This window comes from Pseudomonas sp. NFACC32-1 (assembly GCF_900101215.1).
GTDB lineage: Bacteria > Pseudomonadota > Gammaproteobacteria > Pseudomonadales > Pseudomonadaceae > Aquipseudomonas.
In genome coordinates this window covers 472,528-494,583 of sequence record NZ_FMUL01000001.1, presented here as the reverse complement: position 1 = coordinate 494,583, position 22,056 = coordinate 472,528, and the positions used below count along the sequence as shown (strand labels likewise).

Genomic DNA, 22,056 nt, shown 5'->3' with positions numbered 1-22,056 from the left:
TCAAGCCCTTCCATTCCATTGGTGGAACTCATATGTCCAGGCTTTCCCATCAAGATTTACGCCGTAGCTTTCGTCAACTGCTGGCTTCCCGGACCTGCTATCACACCGCCTCGGTGTTCGACCCGATGTCGGCGCGCATCGCCGCCGACCTGGGTTTCGAAGTAGGGATCCTGGGAGGATCGGTCGCGTCGTTGCAAGTATTGGGGGCGCCGGACTTCGCGCTGATCACCCTGAGCGAATTCGCCGAACAGGCCACCCGCATCGGTCGCGTGGCCCAATTGCCGGTCATCGCCGATGCCGACCATGGCTATGGCAACGCCCTGAACGTGATGCGCACCATCATCGAGCTCGAGCGTGCCGGGGTGGCCGCCCTGACGATCGAGGACACGCTGCTGCCGGCCCAGTTCGGGCGCAAGTCCACGGACCTGATCAGCGTCGCCGAGGGCGTCGGCAAGATCCGCGCGGCGCTGGAGGCCCGCGTCGATCCGGAAATGGCGATCATCGCCCGCACCAACGCCGGCATCCTGCCGGTCCAGGAAGTCATCAGCCGTACCCAGCAATATGAACGTGCCGGGGCGGACGGGATCTGCATGGTGGGTGTCCAGGACTTCGATCACCTGGAAAAGATCAGCGAGAACCTGAATGTGCCGCTGATGCTCGTCACCTACGGCAATCCGCTCCTGCGGGACGACAAGCGCCTGGCCGAGCTGGGCGTGCGGGTTACCATCGATGGCCACGGCGCCTACTTCGCCGCGATCAAGGCCACGTACGACAGCCTTCGCGAGCAACGGCAGATCTTCACCCAGGCATCGGACCTCAGCGCCACCGAACTGACCCACACCTACACCCAGCCCGAGGAATATATCCGTTGGGCCGAGGAGTACATGAGCGTCAAGGAGTAAGAAAACGCACTGTCCGGGAAGCGGCCATCGCAAGCTCGCTCCCACAGTAGGTTTGCGGTGCGACACCTGTCTCGCCCCCCACACTCCTTGTGGGAACGAGCTTGCTCGCGATGGCGGTGGTTCAGCTTGCATGCGTGCCGGATGTAGCAACGCCATCGCGAGCACGTTCGCACCCACAGGGGATCTGTGATGAGCGCGATGGCGTTGCCAGGGTGAAGCAGGCCTTCAGCGCCCGCTACGCAACATCTCCTTGGGCACGTATTTGCCTATCTCGAACTTGCCGATGGCCGCGCGGTGGACTTCATCGGGGCCGTCCGCCAGGCGCAGGGTCCGTTGCATGGCGTACATGTAGGCCAGCGGGAAATCGCCGGAAACCCCCGCGCCGCCGTGGATCTGGATCGCACGGTCGATGACCTTCAGGGCGACGTTGGGCGCAACCACCTTGATCTGGGCGATTTCGCTCTTCGCTACTTTGTTGCCGACCGTGTCCATCATGTAGGCCGCCTTCAAGGTCAGCAGGCGAGCCATGTCGATTTCCATCCGCGAGTCGGCGATCTTGTCGATGTTGCCGCCCAGGCGTGCCAACGGCTTGCCGAAGGCGGTACGGCTGACGGCACGCTTGCACATCAATTCCAGTGCCCGCTCGGCCATGCCGATGGACCGCATGCAATGGTGGATGCGCCCGGGGCCGAGGCGCCCCTGGGCAATTTCAAAGCCTCGTCCTTCACCCAACAGGACGTTTTCGTATGGTACCCGCACGTTGTCGAACAGCACTTCGGCATGGCCGTGGGGGGCGTCGTCGTAACCGAACACCGGCAAAGGCCGGACGATCTTGACCCCGGGGGTATCCACCGGCACCAGGATCATCGAATGCTGGGCGTGGCGCGGCGCATCGGGGTTGCTCAGGCCCATGAAGATCAGGATCTTGCAGCGCGGGTCGCAGGCGCCCGAGGTCCACCACTTCTTGCCGTTGATCACCCACTGGTCGCCGTCGCGCTCGGCCCGGGCAGCCATGTTGGTCGCGTCCGAAGAGGCCACATCCGGCTCGGTCATGGCGAAGGCCGACCGGATCTCACCCCGCAGCAGCGGTTCCAGCCAGCGCTGCTTCTGCTCTTCATTGGCGTAACGCACCAGGACTTCCATGTTGCCGGTGTCCGGCGCCGAGCAGTTGAACGGTTCCGGCCCCAGCAGCGAGCGCCCCATGATCTCTGCCAGTGGCGCGTATTCCAGGTTGGTCAGGCCGGCGCCCAGCTCGGACTCGGGCAGGAACAGGTTCCACAGGCCTTCTGCCTTGGCCTTGGCCTTGAGCTCTTCCATGATGGCCGTGGGTTGCCAGCGGTCGCCCTCGGCCACTTGTCGTTCGAACACTGCTTCGGCCGGGTAGACGTAGGCATCCATGAACGCCGTGACGCGTTCACGCAGTTCCTGAACCTTGGGGGAATAGGCAAAATCCATGGGCAGCACCTTCTTGGCAGAGGTTGTTTTAGGTCATGAAATCGATGCTAGTTCAGCTACGAAAATTTACCTAACCTATTCTCGGCGTGTATTAACATTCATCACCGATATATGTTTCACTGATTCGCATCGCCTTCCGGCACCTCACCAAGTCCAAGAACAAGAGTGCAGCGCAATGAATCTGAGCAAGGTCGACCTCAACCTTTTCATCGTCTTCGATGCGATCTACACCGAAGCCAACCTGACCCGCGCCGGGCAGATCGTCGGCATCACCCAGCCGGCAGTGTCCAACGCCCTGGCGCGCCTGCGGGAAACCTTCAACGACCCGCTGTTCGTGCGCACCGCCCAGGGCATGGTGCCCACGCCCATGGCCCAGAACATCATCGGCCCGGTGCGCAATGCCCTGTCGCTGCTGCGGGTGTCGGTACAGGAAAGCCGGATCTTCAACCCGCTCCAGGCGGTCAAGACCTACCGCATCAGCATGACCGACCTGACCGAAGGGGTGATCCTGCCGCCGTTGTTCCAGCGCCTGCGCCGCCTGGCGCCCACGGTGGCCATCGAAAGTTTCCTGTCCAAGCGCCGGGAAACCACCAAGGAACTGGCCGCCGGCCGCCTCGACTTTGCCGTGGACGCGCCGCTCAACACCGACCCTCAAGTGCGTCACGTCAAGCTGATGGAAGACCGTTATGTGTGCGCCATGCGCAAAGGCCACCCCTTGGCGAGCAAGGAAAAACTCAGCCTCGATGACTACCTGGCCCAGACCCACGTGCATATTTCCAGCCGACGCAACGGCCTGGGCTATGTGGACCTGGCCCTCGGCAAGATGGGTATCCAGCGCAAGATTGCCCTGCGCTCCCAGCATTACCTGATGGCCTCGCAGGTGCTGCAGCAGACCGACATGGTCATGACCGTCCCCGAACGCTTTGCGCGTCGCCATGACCTGCACGCCTTCCTGCTACCGGTCAACGACGTGCCGCCGGTGGAGACCCACCTCTACTGGCATGAAAGCACCGACCAGGACCCGGCCAACCGCTGGATGCGCGAACAGATGATCGAGCTGTGCCAGCAGGTGACGGCGCACGAGAAGAAGCTCGACAAAGTCTGAAGGATCAAATGGTGGGAGTGCGCAAGCCCGCTCCCACCGATTCATGCTCCAACGTAGCGCAGCCCCCATGCTTGACGTGAACGTCAACCTGCCATTAGCTTAGCGCCAGCACCTTTCGTTTCGAGCGCGTCCATGAGCAGCCAGACCTACAGCATCTCCGATCTTGCCCGGGAGCTTGATATCACGACCCGAGCAATCCGCTTCTATGAAGAACAGGGCCTGCTGAGCCCTGAGCGACGAGGCCAGGAACGCATCTATTCACCACGGGACAAGGTCAGCCTCAAGCTCATCCTGCGCGGCAAGCGCATCGGGTTTTCCCTGGCCGAATGCCGCGAACTGATCGAACTCTACGACCCTTCCAGCGGTAACCAGAAGCAGTTGAACAGCATGCTGGCGAAAATCGCCGAGCGCCGGGAACAACTCGAACAGCAACTGCTGGACATCGAGCAGATGAAGCTGGAACTCGATACGGCCGAGGAACGCTGCATCCAGGCACTGGAGCAAACGCTCAAGGGACAGGAAGCTGTCCAGTAACGACCCAATAACGACGCCAGCCCCTTTGGGAGCGGGCGCATCCACTACCACAGGTCAATCTCCATGTCCCTTCCCTCCTTTGTACGCTTGATCGAAGTCGGTCCCCGTGACGGCCTGCAGAATGAAGCCCACCCCATCAGTGTCGCTGACAAGGTACGCCTGGTGGATGCCCTCAGTGCCGCTGGCCTGGGTTACATCGAGGTCGGCAGCTTTGTCTCGCCCAAGTGGGTGCCCCAGATGGCCGGCTCCGCCGAAGTGTTCGCGCAAATCCAGCGCAAGCCCGGCGTGACCTATGGCGCCCTGGCACCGAACCTGCGGGGTTTCGAAGACGCTCTGGCGGCCGGCGTGAAGGAAGTGGCGGTGTTCGCGGCTGCGTCCGAGGCGTTCTCGCAGCGCAACATCAACTGCTCCATCAAGCAAAGCCTGGAACGCTTCGCGCCGATCATGGAGGCCGCCGGGCAAAACGGCGTCAGCGTGCGGGGCTACGTGTCCTGTGTGCTGGGCTGCCCGTATGAAGGCGCGGTCAAGCCCGAGCAGGTGGCATGGGTCGCCCGGGAGCTGTATGCGATGGGCTGTTACGAAGTGTCCCTGGGAGACACCATCGGCACCGGTACCGCGGGCGCCACACGCAAGATGTTCGAGGTGGTCGGTGAGCAGGTGCCTCGCGCCAGGCTCGCCGGGCATTTCCACGACACTTACGGTCAGGCCATGGCCAACGTCTACGCCAGCCTGCTGGAAGGCATCGCGGTGTTCGACAGCTCCATTGCCGGCCTCGGTGGCTGCCCCTACGCCAAGGGCGCCAGCGGTAACGTCGCCACCGAGGACGTGCTGTATCTGCTCAATGGCCTGGGCATTGAAACCGGCGTCGACCTGGACGCCTTGATCGCCGCGGGCCGACAGATCTGCAGCGTGCTCGGTCGTCCGACCGGCTCACGGGTCGCCAAGGCCCTCAGTGCACAGTGAAGGTGTTACCGCCCCCCTTTGGGGGACAGCCAAACGAGTAACACGGAAACAATTTGTCAGATCTACACTGCCGCGTTTTTCCCATGAAAATCTTAAACCATTGATTTAAAAGGATTTTAAAAAGTTGGCACGGCACCTGCTTTCTCTCTGGCATAACAAGAATAAAAAAGCGGCAAACCTAATAAAAACAAGACGAAACGACTCTGACATAACAAAAACAACACGGCAGAGACGCAGCTAACAGATTTTTTTGGAGAAGGTGTGCTTTTCAGGGTGCTTCCAGAAGCAACCCGCAACCGGGCAGAGAACAATAAGACTACCCTCAGGTAGGACCCGAATCGGTTGGATCGCTAAGCGAAAAAGCAGATCAGCGCTCAAAAAAATACGTTTGCTCTTGATCCCGGATGGGGATCGCCCAAAACAGCGGTAAAGGGTCACGGTCACCAAAAACAACAACAGGCCGCCCCTCAATAATAAAAAGAGCACGCGACGACAAAATTAAAGGGGAGCTTCGGCTCCCCTTTGTGCTTTGCATCTTCCCTATCTTCCCGCCAGATGCCCGCGATAGCGGAGTGTCAGACAACCCGGTTGTCGACAGATGCACTGCCATCGCAAGCAAGCTCGCTTCCAATGTGTTGCCCCTAGCTCGACTCCCCGCGCAGCTCCTCGATGCTGATCTCGCGCATGCGGAATTTCTGGATCTTGCCGGTCACGGTCATGGGGAATTCCTCGACGAACCTGAAATGACGCGGCACCTTGAAATGGGCGACCCGCTCCTTGCACCAGTCCTGCAACGCCTCGCCGGTGGCACTGTGGCCAGGATGGAACTTGATCCAGGCAACGATTTCTTCACCATAGCGTGGACAAGGGATGCCTATCACCTGCACATCCGCCACGGCCGGGTGGGTGAAGAAGAGCTCTTCCAGCTCGCGGGGGTAAACATTCTCCCCGCCACAGATGATCATATCCTTGTTACGCCCGACAATGCAGACGTACCCTTGCGCGTCCATGGTGGCCAGGTCGCCGGTGTGCATCCAGCCGTCCCGGTCGATGGCCTCGGCGGTTCCCTGGGGATTGTTCCAGTAGCCGAGCATCACGCTGTAGCCACGGGTACACAATTGGCCAATGCTGCCACGGGGCACGATATCGCCGGCGTCGTCTATGATCTTGCTTTCCAGCTGCGGCTGGGTCCGACCCACGGTGGCCACGCGTAGCTCCAGCTCGTCTGAAGGACCGGTCTGCAGCGATACCGGACTGGTTTCCGTCATGCCGTAGGCGATCTGGACTTCGGCCATGTGCATTTCGCCGATGACCCGCCGCATCACTTCGATCGGGCAGGTCGCCCCGGCCATGATGCCGGTGCGCAGGCTGGACAGGTCGAATTCGCCGCGCTGCGGCTGGTCCAGCATGGCGATGAACATGGTCGGTACGCCATACAGCGCGGTGGCCTTTTCCTCGGCCACGGTGCGAAGGGTCAACAGCGGGTCGAAGGCATCGTTGGGGTAGATCATCGTGCTGCCATGGGTCATGCAGCCCAGGTTGCCCATGACCATGCCGAAGCAATGATAGAGCGGCACCGGGATCACCAGCCTGTCGGCGACGCTCAGGCCGAGGCTTTCGCCGACCATGTAGCCATTGTTGAGAATGTTGAAATGACTGAGGGTTGCGCCCTTGGGGAAACCGGTGGTGCCGGAGGTGTATTGGATATTCACCGGCTGATCGAAATGCAGGCTGGCCTGGCGCTCGGCCAATTGACCGGGGGTCACCGCCGCGCCCAGGCCCGACAGTTGCGACCAGGGCAGGAAACCGGAGGGCGGCCGGGCATCGAGGCTGATCACACCTCGCAGATCCGGCAGGCGTTCGCTGCGCAGCTGGCCGATCGATTGCTCTGCCAGCTCAGGCACGAGGGTCTGCAGCATGGCGTGGTAGTCGGAGCGCTTGAACGCCCCGGCGCATACCAGCCACTGGCAGCCGGATTGCTTGAGCACATACTCCAGCTCACCGCTGCGATAGGCAGGATTGATGTTGACCAGGATCACGCCGATTTTCGCGCTGGCGAATTGGCTGATGCACCACTGTGCGCAATTGGGCGCCCAGACACCTAGACGGTCGCCAGCGTTCAGGCCCAGCGCCAGCAAGGCCCTGGCATGCAAATCAACCGCGTCGGCCAGTTGCCGCCAGGTGTAGCGCAGCGACTGATGGCGAACCACCAACGCTTCGCCATCGGGATAGCGGGATGCAGTCTCGTCGAAAGCCTGGCCGATGGTCTGCGCCAGCAGGGCCTCGGCCTGGGAGCCACGGGTGTAGCTGAGCTGCGAATGTGAACCGGGTTGATCCATGACGCCCCCTCTTGTCTTTATTAGTGGGTGAAGCGATGTCCCTTGCTGCAAGCCCTCTTACTCTCGCTCAAGTTGACGTTAACGTAAAGGGTGATTGACAGTCGCCCATCCCAGGCTTACGTTAACGTAAAGGTGAGAGCACTCCCCCGCTCTCCGCACCCTATAAAAAAGCCAAAGGTGTCCCATGAGCTACCCTTCCCTGAATTTTGCCCTCGGCGAAACCATCGACATGCTGCGCGACCAAGTGCAGGCCTTCGTCAGGGCCGAGCTGGCACCGCGAGCGGCGCAGATCGATATCGATAACCTGTTTCCCGCCGACATGTGGCGCAAGTTCGGCGACATGGGTCTGTTGGGCATCACCGTGCCGGAAGCCTACGGTGGCGCCGGCCTGGGTTACCTGGCTCATGTCGTGGCGATGGAAGAGATCAGCCGCGGCTCGGCCTCGGTCGCCCTCTCCTACGGCGCCCACTCCAACCTCTGTGTGAACCAGATCAACCGTAACGGCAATCACGAACAGAAAACCCGCTACCTGCCCAAACTGATCAGCGGCGAACACGTCGGCGCCCTGGCCATGAGCGAACCCAATGCCGGCTCCGACGTGGTGTCCATGAAACTGCGGGCCGACAAACGTGGCGACCGCTATGTGCTCAACGGCAGCAAGACCTGGATCACCAACGGTCCCGATGCCAACACATACGTGATCTACGCCAAGACCGACCTGGAAAAGGGTGCCCACGGCATCACCGCGTTCATCGTCGAGCGCGACTGGAAAGGCTTCAGCCGCAGCAACAAGTTCGACAAGCTCGGCATGCGCGGCTCCAACACGTGCGAGCTTTTTTTCGATGACGTCGAAGTGCCGGAAGAAAACATTCTCGGTGCGCTCAACGGCGGGGTGAAGGTCCTGATGAGCGGCCTCGACTATGAACGCGTGGTGTTGTCCGGCGGCCCCACCGGGATCATGCAGGCGTGCATGGACCTGGTCGTCCCCTACATCCACGACCGCAAGCAGTTCGGCCAGAGCATCGGCGAATTCCAGTTGATCCAGGGCAAGGTGGCCGACATGTACACCCAGCTCAACGCCAGCCGTGCCTACCTCTATGCGGTGGCCCAGGCCTGCGAGCGCGGCGAAACCACTCGCAAGGACGCTGCCGGAGTCATCCTCTATACCGCCGAACGCGCCACGCAAATGGCCCTTGAGGCCATCCAGATCCTGGGCGGCAACGGCTATATCAATGAATTCCCCGCCGGACGCCTGTTGCGTGACGCCAAGCTGTACGAGATCGGCGCCGGCACCAGTGAGATTCGTCGGATGCTGATCGGTCGCGAACTGTTCAACGAAACGAAATGAAATTTCACAAGCTGCAAGCGACAAGCCTTGAGCTGCAAGCGTTCGTGCTCTGGCTTGAAGCTTGAAGCTTGAAGCTGCTACGGAGTAGCCATGATCCTGCATACCCAGCTCAATCCGCGCTCGCCGGAATTCATTGCCAATCGCGACGCCATGCTCGGGCAAGTCGAGGCCCTGCGCGCCCTGCTCGCTCAGGTCCAGCAAGGCGGCGGCGCCAAGGCCCAGGAACGCCATACGTCACGGGGTAAACTGCTGCCTCGCGAACGCATCAATCGGTTGCTGGACCCCGGTTCACCGTTCCTGGAGATCAGCCCCCTCGCCGCCCATGGGGTGTACGGGGAAGATGTGCCCGCCGCCGGTGTGATCGCCGGAATCGGTCGGGTGGAAGGCGTCGAATGCATGATTGTCGCCAACGACGCGACCGTCAAAGGCGGCTCTTATTACCCATTGACAGTCAAGAAACACCTGCGGGCGCAGGCCATCGCCCAGCAGAACCGCCTGCCCTGCATCTACCTGGTGGACTCCGGCGGCGCCAACCTGCCGCGTCAGGACGAAGTGTTTCCGGATCGCGAACATTTCGGACGGATTTTCTTCAACCAGGCCAACATGAGCGCCCAGGGTATCCCGCAGATCGCGGTGGTAATGGGCTCCTGCACCGCCGGGGGAGCCTACGTGCCGGCGATGGCTGACGAGGCGATCATGGTCCGCGAACAGGCGACCATCTTCCTGGCCGGCCCACCGTTGGTAAAAGCCGCCACGGGCGAAGTGGTCAGCGCCGAAGACCTGGGCGGTGCCGACGTGCACTGCAAGGTCTCCGGCGTGGCCGACCATTATGCCGATAACGATGAACACGCCCTGGCACTGGCTCGCCGCAGCGTCGCCAACCTGAACTGGCGCAAGCTGGGCGACATGCACACACACACGTCGATCGCCCCGCTGTATGCCAGCGACGAACTGTACGGGGTGGTGCCGGCCGATGCCAAACAGCCTTTCGATGTCCGGGAAGTCATCGCGCGCCTGGTGGACGGCTCGGTGTTCGACGAGTTCAAGGCGTTGTTCGGTACCACCCTGGTGTGCGGCTTTGCCCATCTGCACGGCTATCCGGTGGCGATCCTGGCCAATAACGGCATCCTGTTTGCCGAGGCCGCGCAAAAAGGCGCCCACTTCATCGAGCTGGCCTGCCAGCGCGGCATTCCCTTGCTGTTCCTGCAGAACATCACCGGCTTCATGGTCGGACAAAAGTACGAAGCCGGCGGCATTGCCAAGCACGGCGCGAAACTGGTCACCGCGGTGGCTTGCGCCCGGGTGCCGAAATTCACCGTGATCATCGGCGGCAGCTTCGGCGCCGGTAACTATGGCATGTGCGGGCGTGCCTACGATCCCCGATTCCTGTGGATGTGGCCGAACGCGCGGATCGGCGTGATGGGGGCCGAGCAGGCAGCCGGTGTGCTGGTGCAGGTCAAGCGGGAGCAGGCCGAGCGCAGCGGCCATCCGTTCAGCGCCGCCCAGGAAGCCGAAATCAAGCAACCGATCCTCGACCAGTACGAAGAACAGGGTCACCCCTATTATTCCAGTGCGCGGCTGTGGGACGACGGTGTCATCGACCCGGCCCAGACCCGCGACGTGCTGGGCCTGGCCTTGTCCGCATCATTGAATGCCCCCATCGAACCGAGCCGCTTCGGCGTGTTCCGGATGTAACCGGGAAAATGTCCATGGATAACTTCAACACCCTCGAACTGCTCACCGACTCGCGCGGCGTCGCCACCTTGTGGCTGAGCCGCGAGTCGAAGAACAACGCATTCAACGCCGAAATGATCCGCGAGCTGATCCTGGCCCTCGACCAGGTCGGCAGCAACCCGGGCCTGCGCTTTTTGCTGATCCGTGGCCGAGGCAAGCACTTCAGCGCTGGCGCCGACCTGGCCTGGATGCAACAGTCGGCCGAGCTCGACTACCACACCAACCTCGACGATGCCCGGGAGCTGTCGGAGTTGATGTACAACCTTGCCAAGTTGAAGATTCCTACGCTGGCGGTCGTCCAGGGCGCGGCGTTCGGCGGTGCCCTGGGCTTGATCAGCGCCTGCGACATGGCCATCGGGGCCGATGACGCGCAGTTCTGCCTGTCGGAAGTGCGCATCGGCCTGGCACCGGCCGTGATCAGCCCGTTCGTGGTGCAAGCCGTTGGCGAACGAGCCGCGCGACGCTACGCCCTCACGGCAGAACGCTTCGGCGGACAACGTGCGAAAGAGATAGGCTTGCTATCGGAAAGCTACCCATCCGAGACCCTGGACGAGCAGGTGGACCGCTGGATCGACAACCTGTTGCTCAACAGCCCGGCAGCCATGCGCGCCAGCAAGGAGCTGCTGCGCGAAGTCGGCAACGGGGCCCTCACCCCGGCCTTGCGGCGCTATACCGAAAATGCAATCGCCCGTATCCGCGTCAGCCCCGAAGGCCAGGAAGGTCTGCGGGCCTTTCTGCAAAAGCGCGCGCCAAACTGGCAAGCCGAGCCGAACCCGACCGCCTCGAAACGTAAGGAGCCGCGTCAATGAGCGTCCCAGTCCTCACTACGCTGCTGGTGGCCAATCGCGGGGAAATCGCCTGCCGCGTGATGCGCACCGCCAAGGCCATGGGGCTGACCACCGTGGCCGTCCACAGCGCAACCGATCGCGACGCTCGCCACAGCCGTGAAGCCGACATCCGTGTCGACCTGGGAGGCAGCAAGGCCGCCGACAGCTATCTGCAGATCGACAAATTGATTGCCGCGGCCCAGGCCAGCGGCGCCCAGGCTATTCATCCGGGCTACGGCTTCCTTTCCGAGAACGCAGGGTTCGCCCGGGCCGTGGAAAACGCCGGGCTGATGTTCCTCGGCCCGCCCGCCTCGGCCATCGATGCCATGGGCAGCAAATCCGCGGCCAAGGCCCTGATGGAAACCGCCGGCGTGCCGTTGGTCCCCGGCTACCATGGCGAAGCCCAGGACCTGGAAACCTTTCGCGATGCCGCCGAACGCATCGGCTACCCGGTGCTGCTCAAGGCCACCGCCGGCGGTGGCGGCAAAGGCATGAAAGTCGTCGAGGACGTCAGCCAACTGACCGAAGCCCTGGCATCGGCGCAGCGGGAAGCGCAATCGTCCTTCGGCGACTCGCGGATGCTGGTGGAGAAATACCTGCTCAAGCCTCGTCATGTGGAAATCCAGGTATTCGCCGACCGGCATGGCAACTGCCTGTACCTCAATGAACGGGATTGCTCGATCCAGCGCCGACACCAGAAGGTGGTGGAAGAAGCCCCCGCTCCCGGCCTGACCCCGCAACTGCGGCGGGCCATGGGCGAAGCCGCCGTGCGTGCGGCCCAGGCGATCGGCTATGTCGGCGCGGGCACCGTGGAGTTCCTGCTGGATTCGCGGGGCGAGTTTTTCTTCATGGAGATGAACACCCGCCTGCAGGTCGAGCACCCGGTCACCGAAGCGATCACTGGGCTGGATCTGGTGGCCTGGCAGATTCGCGTCGCCCAGGGCGAGGCGCTGCCGATCACCCAGGAGCAGGTCCCGTTGCGGGGCCACGCGATCGAAGTACGGCTGTACGCCGAGGATCCGGCCAACGATTTCCTGCCGGCCACCGGGCGCCTGGCCCTTTATCGCGAGTCGAAGGCAGCACCGGGGCGCCGCGTCGACAGTGGCGTAGAGGAAGGCGACGAAATTTCGCCATTCTACGATCCGATGTTGGGCAAGCTGATCGCCTGGGGCGAAGACCGGGAACAGGCGCGGTTGCGGCTCTTGAGCATGCTCGACGAGTTTGCCATCGGTGGCCTGAAGACCAATATCGGTTTCCTGCGGCGCATCCTGGCTCATCCCGCCTTCGCCGCAGCGGAGCTGGATACCGGATTTATCCCACGTTATCAGGCGCAGTTATTGCCGGAACCCGGCGAACTGGATGACGGCTTCTGGCTCGCCGCAGCCCAGGGACTGGCCTTGAGCCTGGTGCCGCGCAGACGATCCGATGACAGCGGCTCGCCCTGGTCCGAGACCACCGGCCTGCGCCTGGGATTGCCAAGGGAAACGACCCTGCATCTGAGCTGCGAAGGCCAGGATCGAGCGATGACGCTGGACGTCCAGGCTGGATCCGTCGAGCTTCGTGGCGAACAACTGATCATCGAGCACGACGGTTTGCGCCGCAGTCACCGAGCCATACGCCAAGGTGACAGCCTGTATCTGCAATGGAAAGGCGACCTGCATCGAGTGGACCTGTACGACCCTCTGGCCGCCGCGGAGGCTAGCCACAGCCACCAGGGCGGCCTGACCGCCCCCATGAACGGCAGCATCGTCCGAGTGCTGGTCAGCCCTGGCCAGGCCGTGGAAGCAGGCACGCAACTGGTGGTGCTGGAAGCCATGAAGATGGAACACAGCATTCGTGCGCCAAAGGCCGGTGTGATCAAGGCGTTGTTTTGCCAGGAAGGCGAAATGGTCAGCGAGGGCAACGCGCTGGTGGCGTTCGAGGAATAGGCATCGGCCCATCCAGGGCCGATCCGGTTCAGAATCTGATGGTGGCCTGCACGACCACACCGATGACGCGGCATTGCTCGGTGTACAGGCTTTTCGGGTAGGTTGGGTTGAGGGGGACCAGGTAACGCTGGCCGCTCTCTTCGATCAGCTTGCGGAAGGTCGCATCGCTGCAGCCGGGTAACTGGGCGACCACCAGCTTGCCCGGCACCGCTTCGATGGCCGGGTCCACCAGGATCGACATGCCTTCGGGGATGCTCAGTCCGGTCGGCGCGGTCATCGCATCGCCCACCACCACCAGCCAGAATGCGTCCCCTTGGGCGTGGTAATCCGTCAGCTCATAGCGCGCCTGGCCGTAGTCGCCAGGCTCCCCGTCGCGAACTTCGCCCATCTGGTGCCAGTCACTCACCGGGTAGCGGAAGTACGGGTTGTACTTCTGCGCCAGGGCCATGCCTTCCGCGGTCGAGGTGTCCGGTTCGCGGATCACCATCGCCACTTCGAGGAACTCCATGCCCAATTCCTGCAGGACCCGGTTCATGTCTTCGACACTGGGCTGCCGACGCTTGGTCAGCCAATGGCCGACGCCGTCTTGAGACATTCCCAAACGTTCTGCGAGCACCACTTGCGTGACGCGCAGCTCCTTCATCTTGGCCTTGACCAACTCTATCCATTTATCCATGAGCGGCACGATACGTGGATGGCTCCGACCGTCAAAACACATATTGTAGTATTTAAATTGCCGTCACAATTACGATCGGTACTATTCTGGATCGAGGATTCCATTCCCCCAAGGAGAACCTCGATACCATGGACATACCCAGCAAAGACGAACCCGGCCGTCCCCTCGACAGCGCTTTCCCCTCGCTACAGGATTGCCCAGCCGCCCAACGGGCGTTGGACTATTACTTGAAACCAGGTGTTACGCAGACCCAGGAGCATCGCTTCTTCGACGTCAATCGCAATGTCAGCGCGGAGGAAGCCCTGGTACACGCCAGCGACCTGCTGCGCTGTGCAGCGGCCACCGCCCACGAGTCTGCCAACCGGCTGGAAGGATCGAGCCGTGACCTGGCCTTTTCGGTGGTGCATATGATTGATCTGGTCAAGGTAATGCTCGACCGGTCACTGGATGGTTACCCCAGCCGTCAGGCGTCCTGACCGGGATGGCGCCACGAGCGCGGCGACAGGAAAATTTTTTCCAATGAACGCAATAAAATCATTTGACTTGCAAATGATAATGATTATTATTGCATCAGCTGGTCGCGAGATCAGTCGATAGATCAGAAGACCTTGGTCGGACTTCTGGAATATCTCCTCATCAGGCTAATCACGGTTTTTGACCCGGCTTTTTGCCGGGTCTTTTTTTGCCGATTTTCGGCTTATGGCTTCAGGCTAATGAAGTCTTTTCGGGTGTCGCTGATTCGATGCCGGCGATGATAGCAAATGAATATTGGTTGACAAGCATCACCCGCCACAGCGGTAAGAACTATCGACAGGCAGCACTTGAGAATCAATTGCAGACTCTCTAAGCTGCTTTTGCGTCCAGGGAGGACGCCCCCTCCTCGCGTGCTGTAAATCGTCCCGGTTTTTCCTTTCTTGTGTAAAGTAACGGCCATAAAAATCCTTTCGGGAATCGTGACCGTGGCTAAATCCTCTTTTGATATCACTGCCAATTTCGACAGCGGCAATATCGAGGTCGTGGACATCAGCAACCCGCTGCAGTCGTTGCTGAAAATCAGGCCCGACACCCGCAGCGCTCATTTCCAATGGTTCCACTTCAAGGCCAGCGGTCTGCACGTCGGCCAGGAGTATTCCTTTCGCCTGCTCAACGCCAGTCAATCGTCCTACAACAACGCATGGACGGGTTATCAGGCCGTCGCCTCCTACGATCACGTCAACTGGTTCCGCATCCCGACCCAGTTTGAAGGCGACGCCCTGCGCTTCCACCTGGAAGCCGAGCAATCCCACGCCTGGTTCGCCTATTTCGAGCCCTACAGCCGAGGCCGGCACGACTGGCTGATCGAGCAGGCGCAGCACAAGGCCGGCACCGAACTACTGGCTGTTGGCAAGAGCATCGAAGGCCGTGATATCCAGCTGCTGCGCAAGGGCAGCGGGGCCGAAGGCCGTCGCAAGATCTGGATGATCGCCCAGCAGCACCCTGGCGAGCACATGGCCGAATGGTTCATGGAAGGCGTGATCGAACGCCTCCAGGACAAGGACGATGCACAACTGAACCGGCTGTTGGCCAAGGCTGATCTCTACCTGGTCCCGAACATGAACCCTGACGGTGCGTTCCACGGCCATCTGCGGACCAACGCCATGGGCCAGGACCTCAACCGCGCCTGGCAGAACGCCAGCCCGGAAGTCAGTCCCGAGGTGTTTTTCGTACAGCAGCAGATGGAAAAATACGGTGTCGATCTGTTTCTCGATGCCCATGGCGATGAGGCCATTCCCCATGTCTTCACCGCCGGCTGCGAAGGTAACCCGGGCTACACGCCACGTATTGCAAGACTCGAAGAGCGTTTCCGCAGCCACCTCAAGCACCAGACCAAGGACTTCCAGACCACCCACGGCTATACCCGCGACGAGCCCGGCCAGGCCAACATGACCTTGGCCTGCAATGCGGTGGGGCAGAAATACGACTGCCTTTCCCTGACCCTGGAGATGCCCTTCAAGGACCACGACGACCATCCGAACCCGCACACGGGCTGGTCCGGCAAGCGTTCGATGCAGCTGGGCAAGGATGTCCTGAGCACCATTGCGGACATGGTCGACGAGCTGCGCTGAGGGGCCGCTCCAGCACCTTCGCAATCCACAGGCGCCGTCGAAACCGACGGCGCCCCGGGAAACGGCCTCAGCGCCGGCCGGATCCGCGCAACATGCTGTCCAACACCTCATCCCGACGGACCCAACCGTGAAACAATGCCGCCGCCAGGTGCACCAACACGGTCAGGAACAGCAGGTACGCCAGGTAGCCATGGGCCTTGCGTAACAGCGCAAAGGTCTGCGCATCCGCCGGCAGGATGGACGGCAAGCGCAGCGAGTCGCTGAGCATCACCGGATCCCCCGCCGCCGAGATCATGCCCCAGCCCAGCAACGGCAAGCCCAGCATCAGCGCATACAGCAGCCCATGCGAAGCTCTGGCCGCCAGTGCCTGCCAGCCCGGCAGGTCGGCCGGAAGCGGCGGCTGCCGGGTAGTAAAGCGCACCACCAGGCGCAGGATCACCAGCAGCAGGATCGCGATGCCCAGCGGCTTGTGCAATTGCAAAAGCCACTCATGACGCTCGGACACCGAAGCCACCATGCCCGCGCCAATGAACAGCATGGCAATGACCATCAAGGCCATCAGCCAGTGAAGCAGCCGGGCCAGTGGTGCGAAGTGACGGGGAGCGTTCATGGGCGGTTCTCCTGGGTGGCGGGCAGTTGGCTCACTTCACTGGTGCGTCGCAGGTAGGAACTGGCGTATGCGGCGGACCGCGCCGCCAGCAACGGGTCTTCGGAACCTTCGATGCCACTGGGCAGGATCAGCGGGTCATAGTTGATGTCGCGGCACTCACCGTTGTCTTGCGCCTGGGTGCGCTCCAGCACCAGCGTGCCGGCATTGAGCACCTTGCGGTCCGCGGGCCAGGCCTTGCTGGCGTCGTTGATCGGATCGCCCGGATTGGCCAGGGTGATCTGCAGTTGCCAGCGCAGGGGGCCGTTGGCAAGACGCTTGCTCAGGTCCTGTTCCAGGAAGTCGGCGCCCTGGGGCGGCGTGGCGTCGGCGGCATCCTGGCTCATCGGCACCACGCCCCAGCGCACCGCCCGGCGTTGCCCTGCCGTGTTGACCAGGTAGAACGCATTGATGCCGTTATAGGTTTCGGTGGCGTAGCTGGCCGACGGTCTCGCGGTCTTGATCCATTGCAGGAACGGCACCGCTTCCGGATGCGCGGCGAAAAACGCCGGCACCGCCGCCGGATTGGGTTTTCCCGTAGCCGGATCGGGCGATTGGGCCTGTTGGAACTGGTAGAACGCCTCGGGCGTGCCCACCGGGAATACCGGCATGCTGTTCATGCCGGTGCGCCATTGCTGGCCGTCGGCCTGGGTGAAACGCAACGCCAGGCTGCGGATCGGCACACTGCCGTCCGGTGCGTACGGGTTGCCGCTGGGCAAGGCGAAACGTCCGACGACCGGCGTGCGCGGCTGCGCGAACACCTGGGCACGGGAATAGGCTCGCGCCTCGCCGCTGCTTTCGAAATAGCCCGCGACACAAACCCCTTTGGAGTGGTTGCGACGAAAGCCGGGATGCATACCGTTGTTCTTTTCCAGCACATTGACCAGCGCCTTGGGCGTCAGGCGCTGTGGATCGAGAGCGCCATTGACATAGGCAAACGCACCAGCCAGTGCGGCCACGATAACGGCGATGCCACTCAGGCGCAGTGTCAGGCTGGCGGCACTCAACGGCGGCCGGCTCGATGAGCGGGGGGAGGAAGGGTCAACCATGACGAAGCTCCAGGGCCCAGGGCCATTTGCAGAAGGACCTGTCAGACGAAGACCCGAAAGGTTTATTCCCACGCCTCGTATTTATTTTTCCGGCGCTGGAATAATCTGGTTCACGGGGCGTCTTGCCTGTCTCGGCGCACTGGCTGCCCAACTGAAGCCACACTCCATGAATGAACTCGATGAACAGTTGCGCGTGCTCATCCCCCGGCTACGGCGCTTTGCCGTGTCGCTGACGCGCAACCCCAGCAATGCCGACGACCTGGTGCAGATGTGCCTGGAACGGGCGCTGGCCAAGTGGAACGACAAGCGTGCCGAAGGCGATTTGCGGGCCTGGCTGTTTGCGATCCTGTATCGGCAGTTTGTCGATGCCCATCGCCGGTCCCGGCGCTATGCGCGCATGCTGGAGTTCTTTACCGGACGCGACGACGCCCAGCCTTCGGCCGAGCGCAGCGTGATCGCCCAGTCGTCTCTGCAGGCGTTCGACCAACTCACCACCGAACAACGGGCGCTGCTGCTATGGGTGTCGGTCGAAGGCTTGAGCTACCAGCAAGTCGCCGACATCCTCGGCGTACCAACCGGCACCGTGATGTCACGCCTGTCCCGCGCCCGTCAGGCCCTGCGCCAACTCAGCGATGGCGAAATTACCCGCCCCCCCCTGCGGATACTCAAATGATCAGCATGCCCCCCACCGACAACGACCTGCACGCCTATGTCGATCGACAACTGAGCGAGGCCGACCAGCGCCTGATGGAAACGTACCTGGCGCACCACCCCGACGTTGCCGCGCGGGTCCGAGCCTGGCAAAGGGACGCGCAACACCTGCGCACGGCCCTGGGCGTCGCCCTGGGACAACCGCCCAATCCGGACCTTGATCCGGCGATGATCCGACAGCGTCTCAAGCAGCGCTCCCGCCGCTACCTGGCCAGCGCAGCGACCTTGCTGCTGGCTCTGGGCATGGGCGGGGTCACTGGCTGGCAGGCCCGGGAAATGACGCTGCTCAGCACGGCAGCCCCCATGGCCGACGCCATGCAGGCATACCGGTTATTTGCCCAGCAGGGCATTCTTCCGGCCGACTACCAGGCCGGCGACGAGCGTGGCATGCAAGGCTGGCTCGACCGCTACTTCACCCAAGCCAATCCCTTGCCCGACCTGTCCGGCGCCGGCTTCAAGCCAGTCAGCGGGCGCTTGCTCAGCACCGAGCAAGGCGCGGCGGCCATGGTGGTCTATCAAGACCCGAGCGGCCAGAAGATCAGCTTCTACGTACGGCCACCAGGCCCGAGAAACTTCCTGCTGCCCCGCGGCAGTCGTCGCGACGGCGAGCTGCAGGCCGAGTACTGGTCCGGGCCGGGCTACAACTATGCGATGGTCATCCCCAGCGATCTGCCGGCGGCGCAGAAGCTCAGGCAGACCCTGGACTTCTGACGCCTCGACCGGCTCCGAAAGCGTCCACAAAAGGGGATCGTCCAGGATTGCCTACCCTTGCCCGAACACCTGTGAAGGCCTGCGCAACAAAGGGTCGAACGGATTGATCCGCGGACCGATCAAGGCCGCCTCGCGCTTGAGCATTTCCACCACCGTCGGCAGGCGGTCCGGTCCCAGCCGGTCGCTGATCGTCGCCACGCTCAAGGCCGCCACGGCCCGGCCGTCACGATCGAGGATCGGCACGGCCACCCCCGCCATCCCTTGCAATACGCCGGTGTTACGTCCGGCATACCCCAGGGTGCGCACGTTCTCTACCTCCGAGCGCAGGAAGACTTCGTCGTACAGGTGGAAATCCTTCAGCCGCGGCAGGTTATAGCGAATGACCGTGTCGCGTTCTTCGGCCGGCAGGAACGCCAGGATCGCCAGGCTGCCCTGCCCCACCCCAAGCGCCACCCGCCCGCCGATATCACCGGTGAAGGTGCGGATCGGAAACGGCCCTTCACTGCGGTCCAGGCAGATCGCATCGAAACCGCAGCGCGCCAGCAGGAACAACGAGTCCCCCAGTGAGGCCGACAGCCGCAACATCGCCGGCCGCGCCAGCTCGCGCAGGTTGCCGGTGTTGCCGGCGCGGGCGGCCAGGGCGAAGAAGTCCAGGCTCAGGCGGTAACGCTTGCTGCGTGCGTCCTGCTCGACCATGCCCTCGTCCATCAGGCTGCGCAGCAGGCGATGGGTCGTGGGCTGGGACAGACCAACGCGCTGGGCCAGTTGCGTGACCCGCTCGCCACCGTCAGCGGTATCGCCCAGGCTGCGTAACACGGCAAACAGCCTGGAAACCATGCCGACCCCGGCCTCGCCCTTCTCATCATTCCGCTCAGTGGAATTTTTCATTCATATTCTCTGCATTTAATTTATTCACCGAATGAAACTGAAAATAGTCATCGTCTCAGTGAAATAGTCCATTGAGCCCATCCTATTCTTCGGCCTACTCTGCGTCCATAAGGGGCGATTCGAACAACAGCGGCAGCCGACCCAGGTCGAGCGCCAACGCACCCCGCGACACCCTTTCGTATCTGCCCATACAAAAAAGCGCGCTGGTTGGCGACGCATAACAAACCCAGGTGGAACGCAGTCATGGCTTTCGTGCAACTTGAAGACTTGAGTAAACGTTACGGCGACATCGACGCCGTGGTCGCCACCAACCTCTCGGTGGAAAAAGGCGAGTTCGTCTCGCTGCTGGGGCCGTCCGGCTGCGGCAAGACCACCACGCTGCAGATGATCGCCGGCTTCGTCGAGGTCAGCAGCGGCCGCATCCTGCTGGACGGTCGCGACATCACCCACGCCAAGCCGGCAAGCCGGGGCCTGGGGGTGGTGTTCCAGAGTTATGCGCTGTTCCCCCACATGACCGCCCGGGACAATGTCGCCTTCGGCCTGCGCATGCGCAAAATCCCCAACGCCGAGCTGCAGCCACGGGTGGATCGGGTGCTCAAACTGGTGCGCCTGGACCGGCATGCCGAGCGCTACCCGCGCGAACTCTCGGGCGGCCAGCGCCAACGCGTGGCATTGGCCCGGGCGCTGGTGATCGAGCCGCCGGTGCTGTTGCTCGACGAGCCGCTGTCCAACCTCGACGCCAACCTGCGCGAAGAAATGCAATTCGAGATTCGCCGCATCCAGCGGGAGGTCGGCATCACCACCTTGATGGTGACCCACGACCAATCCGAAGCGCTGTCCATCAGCGACCGGGTCGTGGTGATGCAGGCCGGGCGCATCACTCAGATCGACGCGCCGTATACCCTCTACGAACACCCACGCACCACCTTCATTTCCGGCTTCGTCGGCAAGGCCAACCTTTTGCCCGGCGCACGGGACAGCGCCGGTGTCATCCAGGCCTGCCCTCTTGGCAACGGGGACCTGACCCTGAGCCTGCGCCCGGAAAAGATCGACCTGTGCCCGGCAGGTACGGGGCGCCTGCAAGGCACCATCGTCAATCGCTTCTTCCTGGGCAGCCAGTGGCTCTACGGTGTCTCGACCAGCCTGGGCGAGTTGTGCGTGGTGCGCCGCAACGATGGCGGCGCTCCCATCACCGAAGGCACGGTCGTCGGCCTTGACTGGGACCCGGCATTGCTGCGCGTGCTGAGTGTGGACGAGGTGCGGGCATGAAGCGCCTGGACGCCATACGCCGGGGCCGCCAGGGTTACCTGATGTCCGCACCGGCCCTGGCCCTGTACCTGGGCTTGCTGGTCATTCCCCTGGGCCTGACGCTGGTGCTGTCGTTCAATGTCTTCGACTATGGCTCGGGCATCGACAGCAACGCCTACACCTTCGAGCACTACGTCAGCCTGCTGGGCGATCCGTACTTCTACGAGATCTTTCTGCGCACTTTCTGGATCAGCGCCCTGACCACGCTGCTGTGCGTGGCGATCGGCGTGCCCGAGGCGTACATCCTCAGCCGCATGGGCGCCCCATGGCGTTCGATTTTCCTGATCCTGATTCTCACGCCGCTGCTGATTTCGGTGGTGGTGCGCGCCTTCGGCTGGAGCCTGCTGCTGGGCGCCGATGGCCTGGTCAACCAGACATTGCTGGCCCTCGGCGGCTCGCCGATGAAGCTGCTCTACACACCGTTCGCCGTGGTCATCGCCCTGGTACACGTGATGTTGCCGTTCATGGTCATTCCGGTCTGGACCTCGTTGCAGAAGCTCGATCCGGCGGCGGAACAGGCCGCGCTGTCCCTGGGCGCCAGCCAGTTCACGGTGATACGCAAGGTGGTGCTGCCGCAGATCATGCCCGGCGTGCTTTCCGGCACCCTGATCGTGTTCGGCCTGGCCGCCAGCTCCTTCGCCATCCCCGGCCTGTTGGGCGGACGTCGCCTGAAGATGGTCGCCACGCTGATCTACGACCAGTACCTGTCGGAGCTCAACTGGCCCATGGGCGCCGCCATCGCCATCGCGCTGCTGTTGCTCAACCTGCTGATCATGCTGTCGTGGAATCGCATGATCGAAGGCCGCTACAAGAAGTCATTGGGGTAA

At 62.4% G+C, this 22,056-nt stretch carries 20 protein-coding genes; 14 read left to right on the top strand and 6 right to left on the bottom strand.

Going from position 1 to position 22,056, the window contains the following annotated elements:
- Positions 1–32: 32 nt before the first annotated feature.
- The gene (locus tag BLP99_RS02160) at positions 33–902 is read left to right on the top strand and encodes an isocitrate lyase/PEP mutase family protein (RefSeq protein ID WP_072388815.1); all 870 of its coding nucleotides are present in this window, start codon (positions 33–35) and stop codon (positions 900–902) included.
- 225 nt (positions 903–1,127) lie between these two features.
- Here BLP99_RS02160 and BLP99_RS02155 read toward each other — a convergent pair whose 3' ends face one another.
- Positions 1,128–2,357 carry an acyl-CoA dehydrogenase gene (locus BLP99_RS02155; protein ID WP_072430405.1) on the bottom strand — a complete coding sequence of 410 codons (1,230 nt, stop codon included), beginning with the start codon at positions 2,355–2,357 and terminating at the stop codon, positions 1,128–1,130.
- A 175-nt stretch (positions 2,358–2,532) separates the two neighbouring features.
- On the opposite strand from BLP99_RS02155, the gene BLP99_RS02150 reads away from it, so the two are divergent.
- The 3 genes from BLP99_RS02150 to BLP99_RS02140 all read left to right on the top strand — a co-directional run bounded on the left by BLP99_RS02150 (position 2,533) and on the right by BLP99_RS02140 (position 4,959).
- Entirely contained in the window at positions 2,533–3,462 is a 930-nt protein-coding gene (locus BLP99_RS02150) for a LysR family transcriptional regulator (protein ID WP_072388821.1), read from the top strand.
- 132 nt (positions 3,463–3,594) lie between these two features.
- On the top strand, positions 3,595–3,996 hold the full coding sequence (locus BLP99_RS02145; protein ID WP_072388823.1) for a MerR family transcriptional regulator: 402 nt from the start codon (positions 3,595–3,597) through the stop codon (positions 3,994–3,996).
- Positions 3,997–4,059: 63 nt separating this feature from the next.
- Positions 4,060–4,959, top strand: a complete 900-nt coding sequence (locus tag BLP99_RS02140; protein WP_072430404.1) for a hydroxymethylglutaryl-CoA lyase — start codon at positions 4,060–4,062, stop codon at positions 4,957–4,959.
- Between the two features lie 641 nt (positions 4,960–5,600).
- Here the strand turns inward: BLP99_RS02140 and BLP99_RS02135 are convergent.
- On the bottom strand, positions 5,601–7,298 hold the full coding sequence (locus BLP99_RS02135; protein ID WP_092179594.1) for an AMP-binding protein: 1,698 nt from the start codon (positions 7,296–7,298) through the stop codon (positions 5,601–5,603).
- A 184-nt stretch (positions 7,299–7,482) separates the two neighbouring features.
- Between BLP99_RS02135 and BLP99_RS02130 the strand changes: the two genes are divergently transcribed.
- From BLP99_RS02130 to BLP99_RS02115, 4 genes are all read left to right on the top strand, one after another.
- Complete coding sequence (locus BLP99_RS02130) at positions 7,483–8,646, top strand: isovaleryl-CoA dehydrogenase (RefSeq protein ID WP_072388829.1); 1,164 nt, start codon at positions 7,483–7,485, stop codon at positions 8,644–8,646.
- Positions 8,647–8,736: 90 nt separating this feature from the next.
- Positions 8,737–10,341: a carboxyl transferase domain-containing protein gene (locus BLP99_RS02125; RefSeq protein ID WP_072430401.1), complete on the top strand. Its 1,605-nt coding sequence runs from the start codon at positions 8,737–8,739 to the stop codon at positions 10,339–10,341.
- A 14-nt stretch (positions 10,342–10,355) separates the two neighbouring features.
- Positions 10,356–11,189 (top strand): gamma-carboxygeranoyl-CoA hydratase, encoded by an 834-nt coding sequence (locus BLP99_RS02120; protein WP_092179592.1) that lies wholly within the window; start codon positions 10,356–10,358, stop codon positions 11,187–11,189.
- The gene (locus BLP99_RS02115) at positions 11,186–13,135 is read left to right on the top strand and encodes an acetyl/propionyl/methylcrotonyl-CoA carboxylase subunit alpha (protein WP_072458031.1); all 1,950 of its coding nucleotides are present in this window, start codon (positions 11,186–11,188) and stop codon (positions 13,133–13,135) included. The genes BLP99_RS02120 and BLP99_RS02115 overlap by 4 nt, the downstream gene beginning before the upstream one ends.
- 28 nt (positions 13,136–13,163) lie before the next feature.
- On the opposite strand, the gene BLP99_RS02110 is transcribed toward BLP99_RS02115, so the two are convergent.
- A complete protein-coding gene (locus BLP99_RS02110; protein WP_092179590.1) occupies positions 13,164–13,811 on the bottom strand; it encodes a LexA family protein in 648 nt (215 codons plus the stop codon).
- Positions 13,812–13,939: 128 nt separating this feature from the next.
- Between BLP99_RS02110 and BLP99_RS02105 the strand changes: the two genes are divergently transcribed.
- Entirely contained in the window at positions 13,940–14,287 is a 348-nt protein-coding gene (locus tag BLP99_RS02105; protein ID WP_072388839.1) for a DUF6124 family protein, read from the top strand.
- Positions 14,288–14,764: 477 nt separating this feature from the next.
- Complete coding sequence (locus BLP99_RS02100) at positions 14,765–15,916, top strand: M14 family metallopeptidase (protein WP_092179588.1); 1,152 nt, start codon at positions 14,765–14,767, stop codon at positions 15,914–15,916.
- A gap of 67 nt (positions 15,917–15,983) precedes the next feature.
- On the opposite strand, the gene BLP99_RS02095 is transcribed toward BLP99_RS02100, so the two are convergent.
- Both BLP99_RS02095 and BLP99_RS02090 read right to left on the bottom strand, forming a co-directional pair.
- Positions 15,984–16,526, bottom strand: coding sequence for a cytochrome b (locus tag BLP99_RS02095; protein WP_072388845.1), 543 nt, complete (start codon positions 16,524–16,526; stop codon positions 15,984–15,986).
- Positions 16,523–17,611 (bottom strand): catalase family peroxidase, encoded by a 1,089-nt coding sequence (locus BLP99_RS02090; protein WP_092179586.1) that lies wholly within the window; start codon positions 17,609–17,611, stop codon positions 16,523–16,525. Before BLP99_RS02090 ends, BLP99_RS02095 begins: the two co-directional genes overlap by 4 nt.
- 166 nt (positions 17,612–17,777) lie before the next feature.
- Between BLP99_RS02090 and BLP99_RS02085 the strand changes: the two genes are divergently transcribed.
- Together BLP99_RS02085 and BLP99_RS02080 are read left to right on the top strand one after the other, a co-directional pair.
- Complete coding sequence (locus BLP99_RS02085; RefSeq protein ID WP_072388849.1) at positions 17,778–18,284, top strand: sigma-70 family RNA polymerase sigma factor; 507 nt, start codon at positions 17,778–17,780, stop codon at positions 18,282–18,284.
- Positions 18,281–19,033, top strand: a complete 753-nt coding sequence (locus tag BLP99_RS02080; RefSeq protein WP_092179584.1) for an anti-sigma factor family protein — start codon at positions 18,281–18,283, stop codon at positions 19,031–19,033. Before BLP99_RS02085 ends, BLP99_RS02080 begins: the two co-directional genes overlap by 4 nt.
- A gap of 51 nt (positions 19,034–19,084) precedes the next feature.
- Here BLP99_RS02080 and BLP99_RS02075 read toward each other — a convergent pair whose 3' ends face one another.
- Positions 19,085–19,921: an IclR family transcriptional regulator gene (locus tag BLP99_RS02075; RefSeq protein ID WP_072430393.1), complete on the bottom strand. Its 837-nt coding sequence runs from the start codon at positions 19,919–19,921 to the stop codon at positions 19,085–19,087.
- 243 nt (positions 19,922–20,164) lie between these two features.
- Between BLP99_RS02075 and BLP99_RS02070 the strand changes: the two genes are divergently transcribed.
- Both BLP99_RS02070 and BLP99_RS02065 read left to right on the top strand, forming a co-directional pair.
- A complete protein-coding gene (locus BLP99_RS02070) occupies positions 20,165–21,190 on the top strand; it encodes an ABC transporter ATP-binding protein (RefSeq protein WP_092179582.1) in 1,026 nt (341 codons plus the stop codon).
- Positions 21,187–22,056: an ABC transporter permease gene (locus BLP99_RS02065; RefSeq protein WP_072388858.1), complete on the top strand. Its 870-nt coding sequence runs from the start codon at positions 21,187–21,189 to the stop codon at positions 22,054–22,056. Before BLP99_RS02070 ends, BLP99_RS02065 begins: the two co-directional genes overlap by 4 nt.

Bases quoted from the DNA above. Each gene is read 5' to 3' on its own strand.
- BLP99_RS02160 (WP_072388815.1), top strand. From the start codon at position 33: ATGTCCAGGCTTTCCCATCAAGATTTACGCCGTAGCTTTCGTCAACTG.
- BLP99_RS02155 (WP_072430405.1), bottom strand. From the start codon at position 2,357: ATGGATTTTGCCTATTCCCCCAAGGTTCAGGAACTGCGTGAACGCGTC.
- BLP99_RS02150 (WP_072388821.1), top strand. From the start codon at position 2,533: ATGAATCTGAGCAAGGTCGACCTCAACCTTTTCATCGTCTTCGATGCG.
- BLP99_RS02145 (WP_072388823.1), top strand. From the start codon at position 3,595: ATGAGCAGCCAGACCTACAGCATCTCCGATCTTGCCCGGGAGCTTGAT.
- BLP99_RS02140 (WP_072430404.1), top strand. From the start codon at position 4,060: ATGTCCCTTCCCTCCTTTGTACGCTTGATCGAAGTCGGTCCCCGTGAC.
- BLP99_RS02135 (WP_092179594.1), bottom strand. From the start codon at position 7,298: ATGGATCAACCCGGTTCACATTCGCAGCTCAGCTACACCCGTGGCTCC.
- BLP99_RS02130 (WP_072388829.1), top strand. From the start codon at position 7,483: ATGAGCTACCCTTCCCTGAATTTTGCCCTCGGCGAAACCATCGACATG.
- BLP99_RS02125 (WP_072430401.1), top strand. From the start codon at position 8,737: ATGATCCTGCATACCCAGCTCAATCCGCGCTCGCCGGAATTCATTGCC.
- BLP99_RS02120 (WP_092179592.1), top strand. From the start codon at position 10,356: ATGGATAACTTCAACACCCTCGAACTGCTCACCGACTCGCGCGGCGTC.
- BLP99_RS02115 (WP_072458031.1), top strand. From the start codon at position 11,186: ATGAGCGTCCCAGTCCTCACTACGCTGCTGGTGGCCAATCGCGGGGAA.
- BLP99_RS02110 (WP_092179590.1), bottom strand. From the start codon at position 13,811: ATGGATAAATGGATAGAGTTGGTCAAGGCCAAGATGAAGGAGCTGCGC.
- BLP99_RS02105 (WP_072388839.1), top strand. From the start codon at position 13,940: ATGGACATACCCAGCAAAGACGAACCCGGCCGTCCCCTCGACAGCGCT.
- BLP99_RS02095 (WP_072388845.1), bottom strand. From the start codon at position 16,526: ATGAACGCTCCCCGTCACTTCGCACCACTGGCCCGGCTGCTTCACTGG.
- BLP99_RS02090 (WP_092179586.1), bottom strand. From the start codon at position 17,611: ATGGTTGACCCTTCCTCCCCCCGCTCATCGAGCCGGCCGCCGTTGAGT.
- BLP99_RS02085 (WP_072388849.1), top strand. From the start codon at position 17,778: ATGAATGAACTCGATGAACAGTTGCGCGTGCTCATCCCCCGGCTACGG.
- BLP99_RS02080 (WP_092179584.1), top strand. From the start codon at position 18,281: ATGATCAGCATGCCCCCCACCGACAACGACCTGCACGCCTATGTCGAT.
- BLP99_RS02075 (WP_072430393.1), bottom strand. From the start codon at position 19,921: ATGAAAAATTCCACTGAGCGGAATGATGAGAAGGGCGAGGCCGGGGTC.
- BLP99_RS02070 (WP_092179582.1), top strand. From the start codon at position 20,165: ATGGCTTTCGTGCAACTTGAAGACTTGAGTAAACGTTACGGCGACATC.
- BLP99_RS02065 (WP_072388858.1), top strand. From the start codon at position 21,187: ATGAAGCGCCTGGACGCCATACGCCGGGGCCGCCAGGGTTACCTGATG.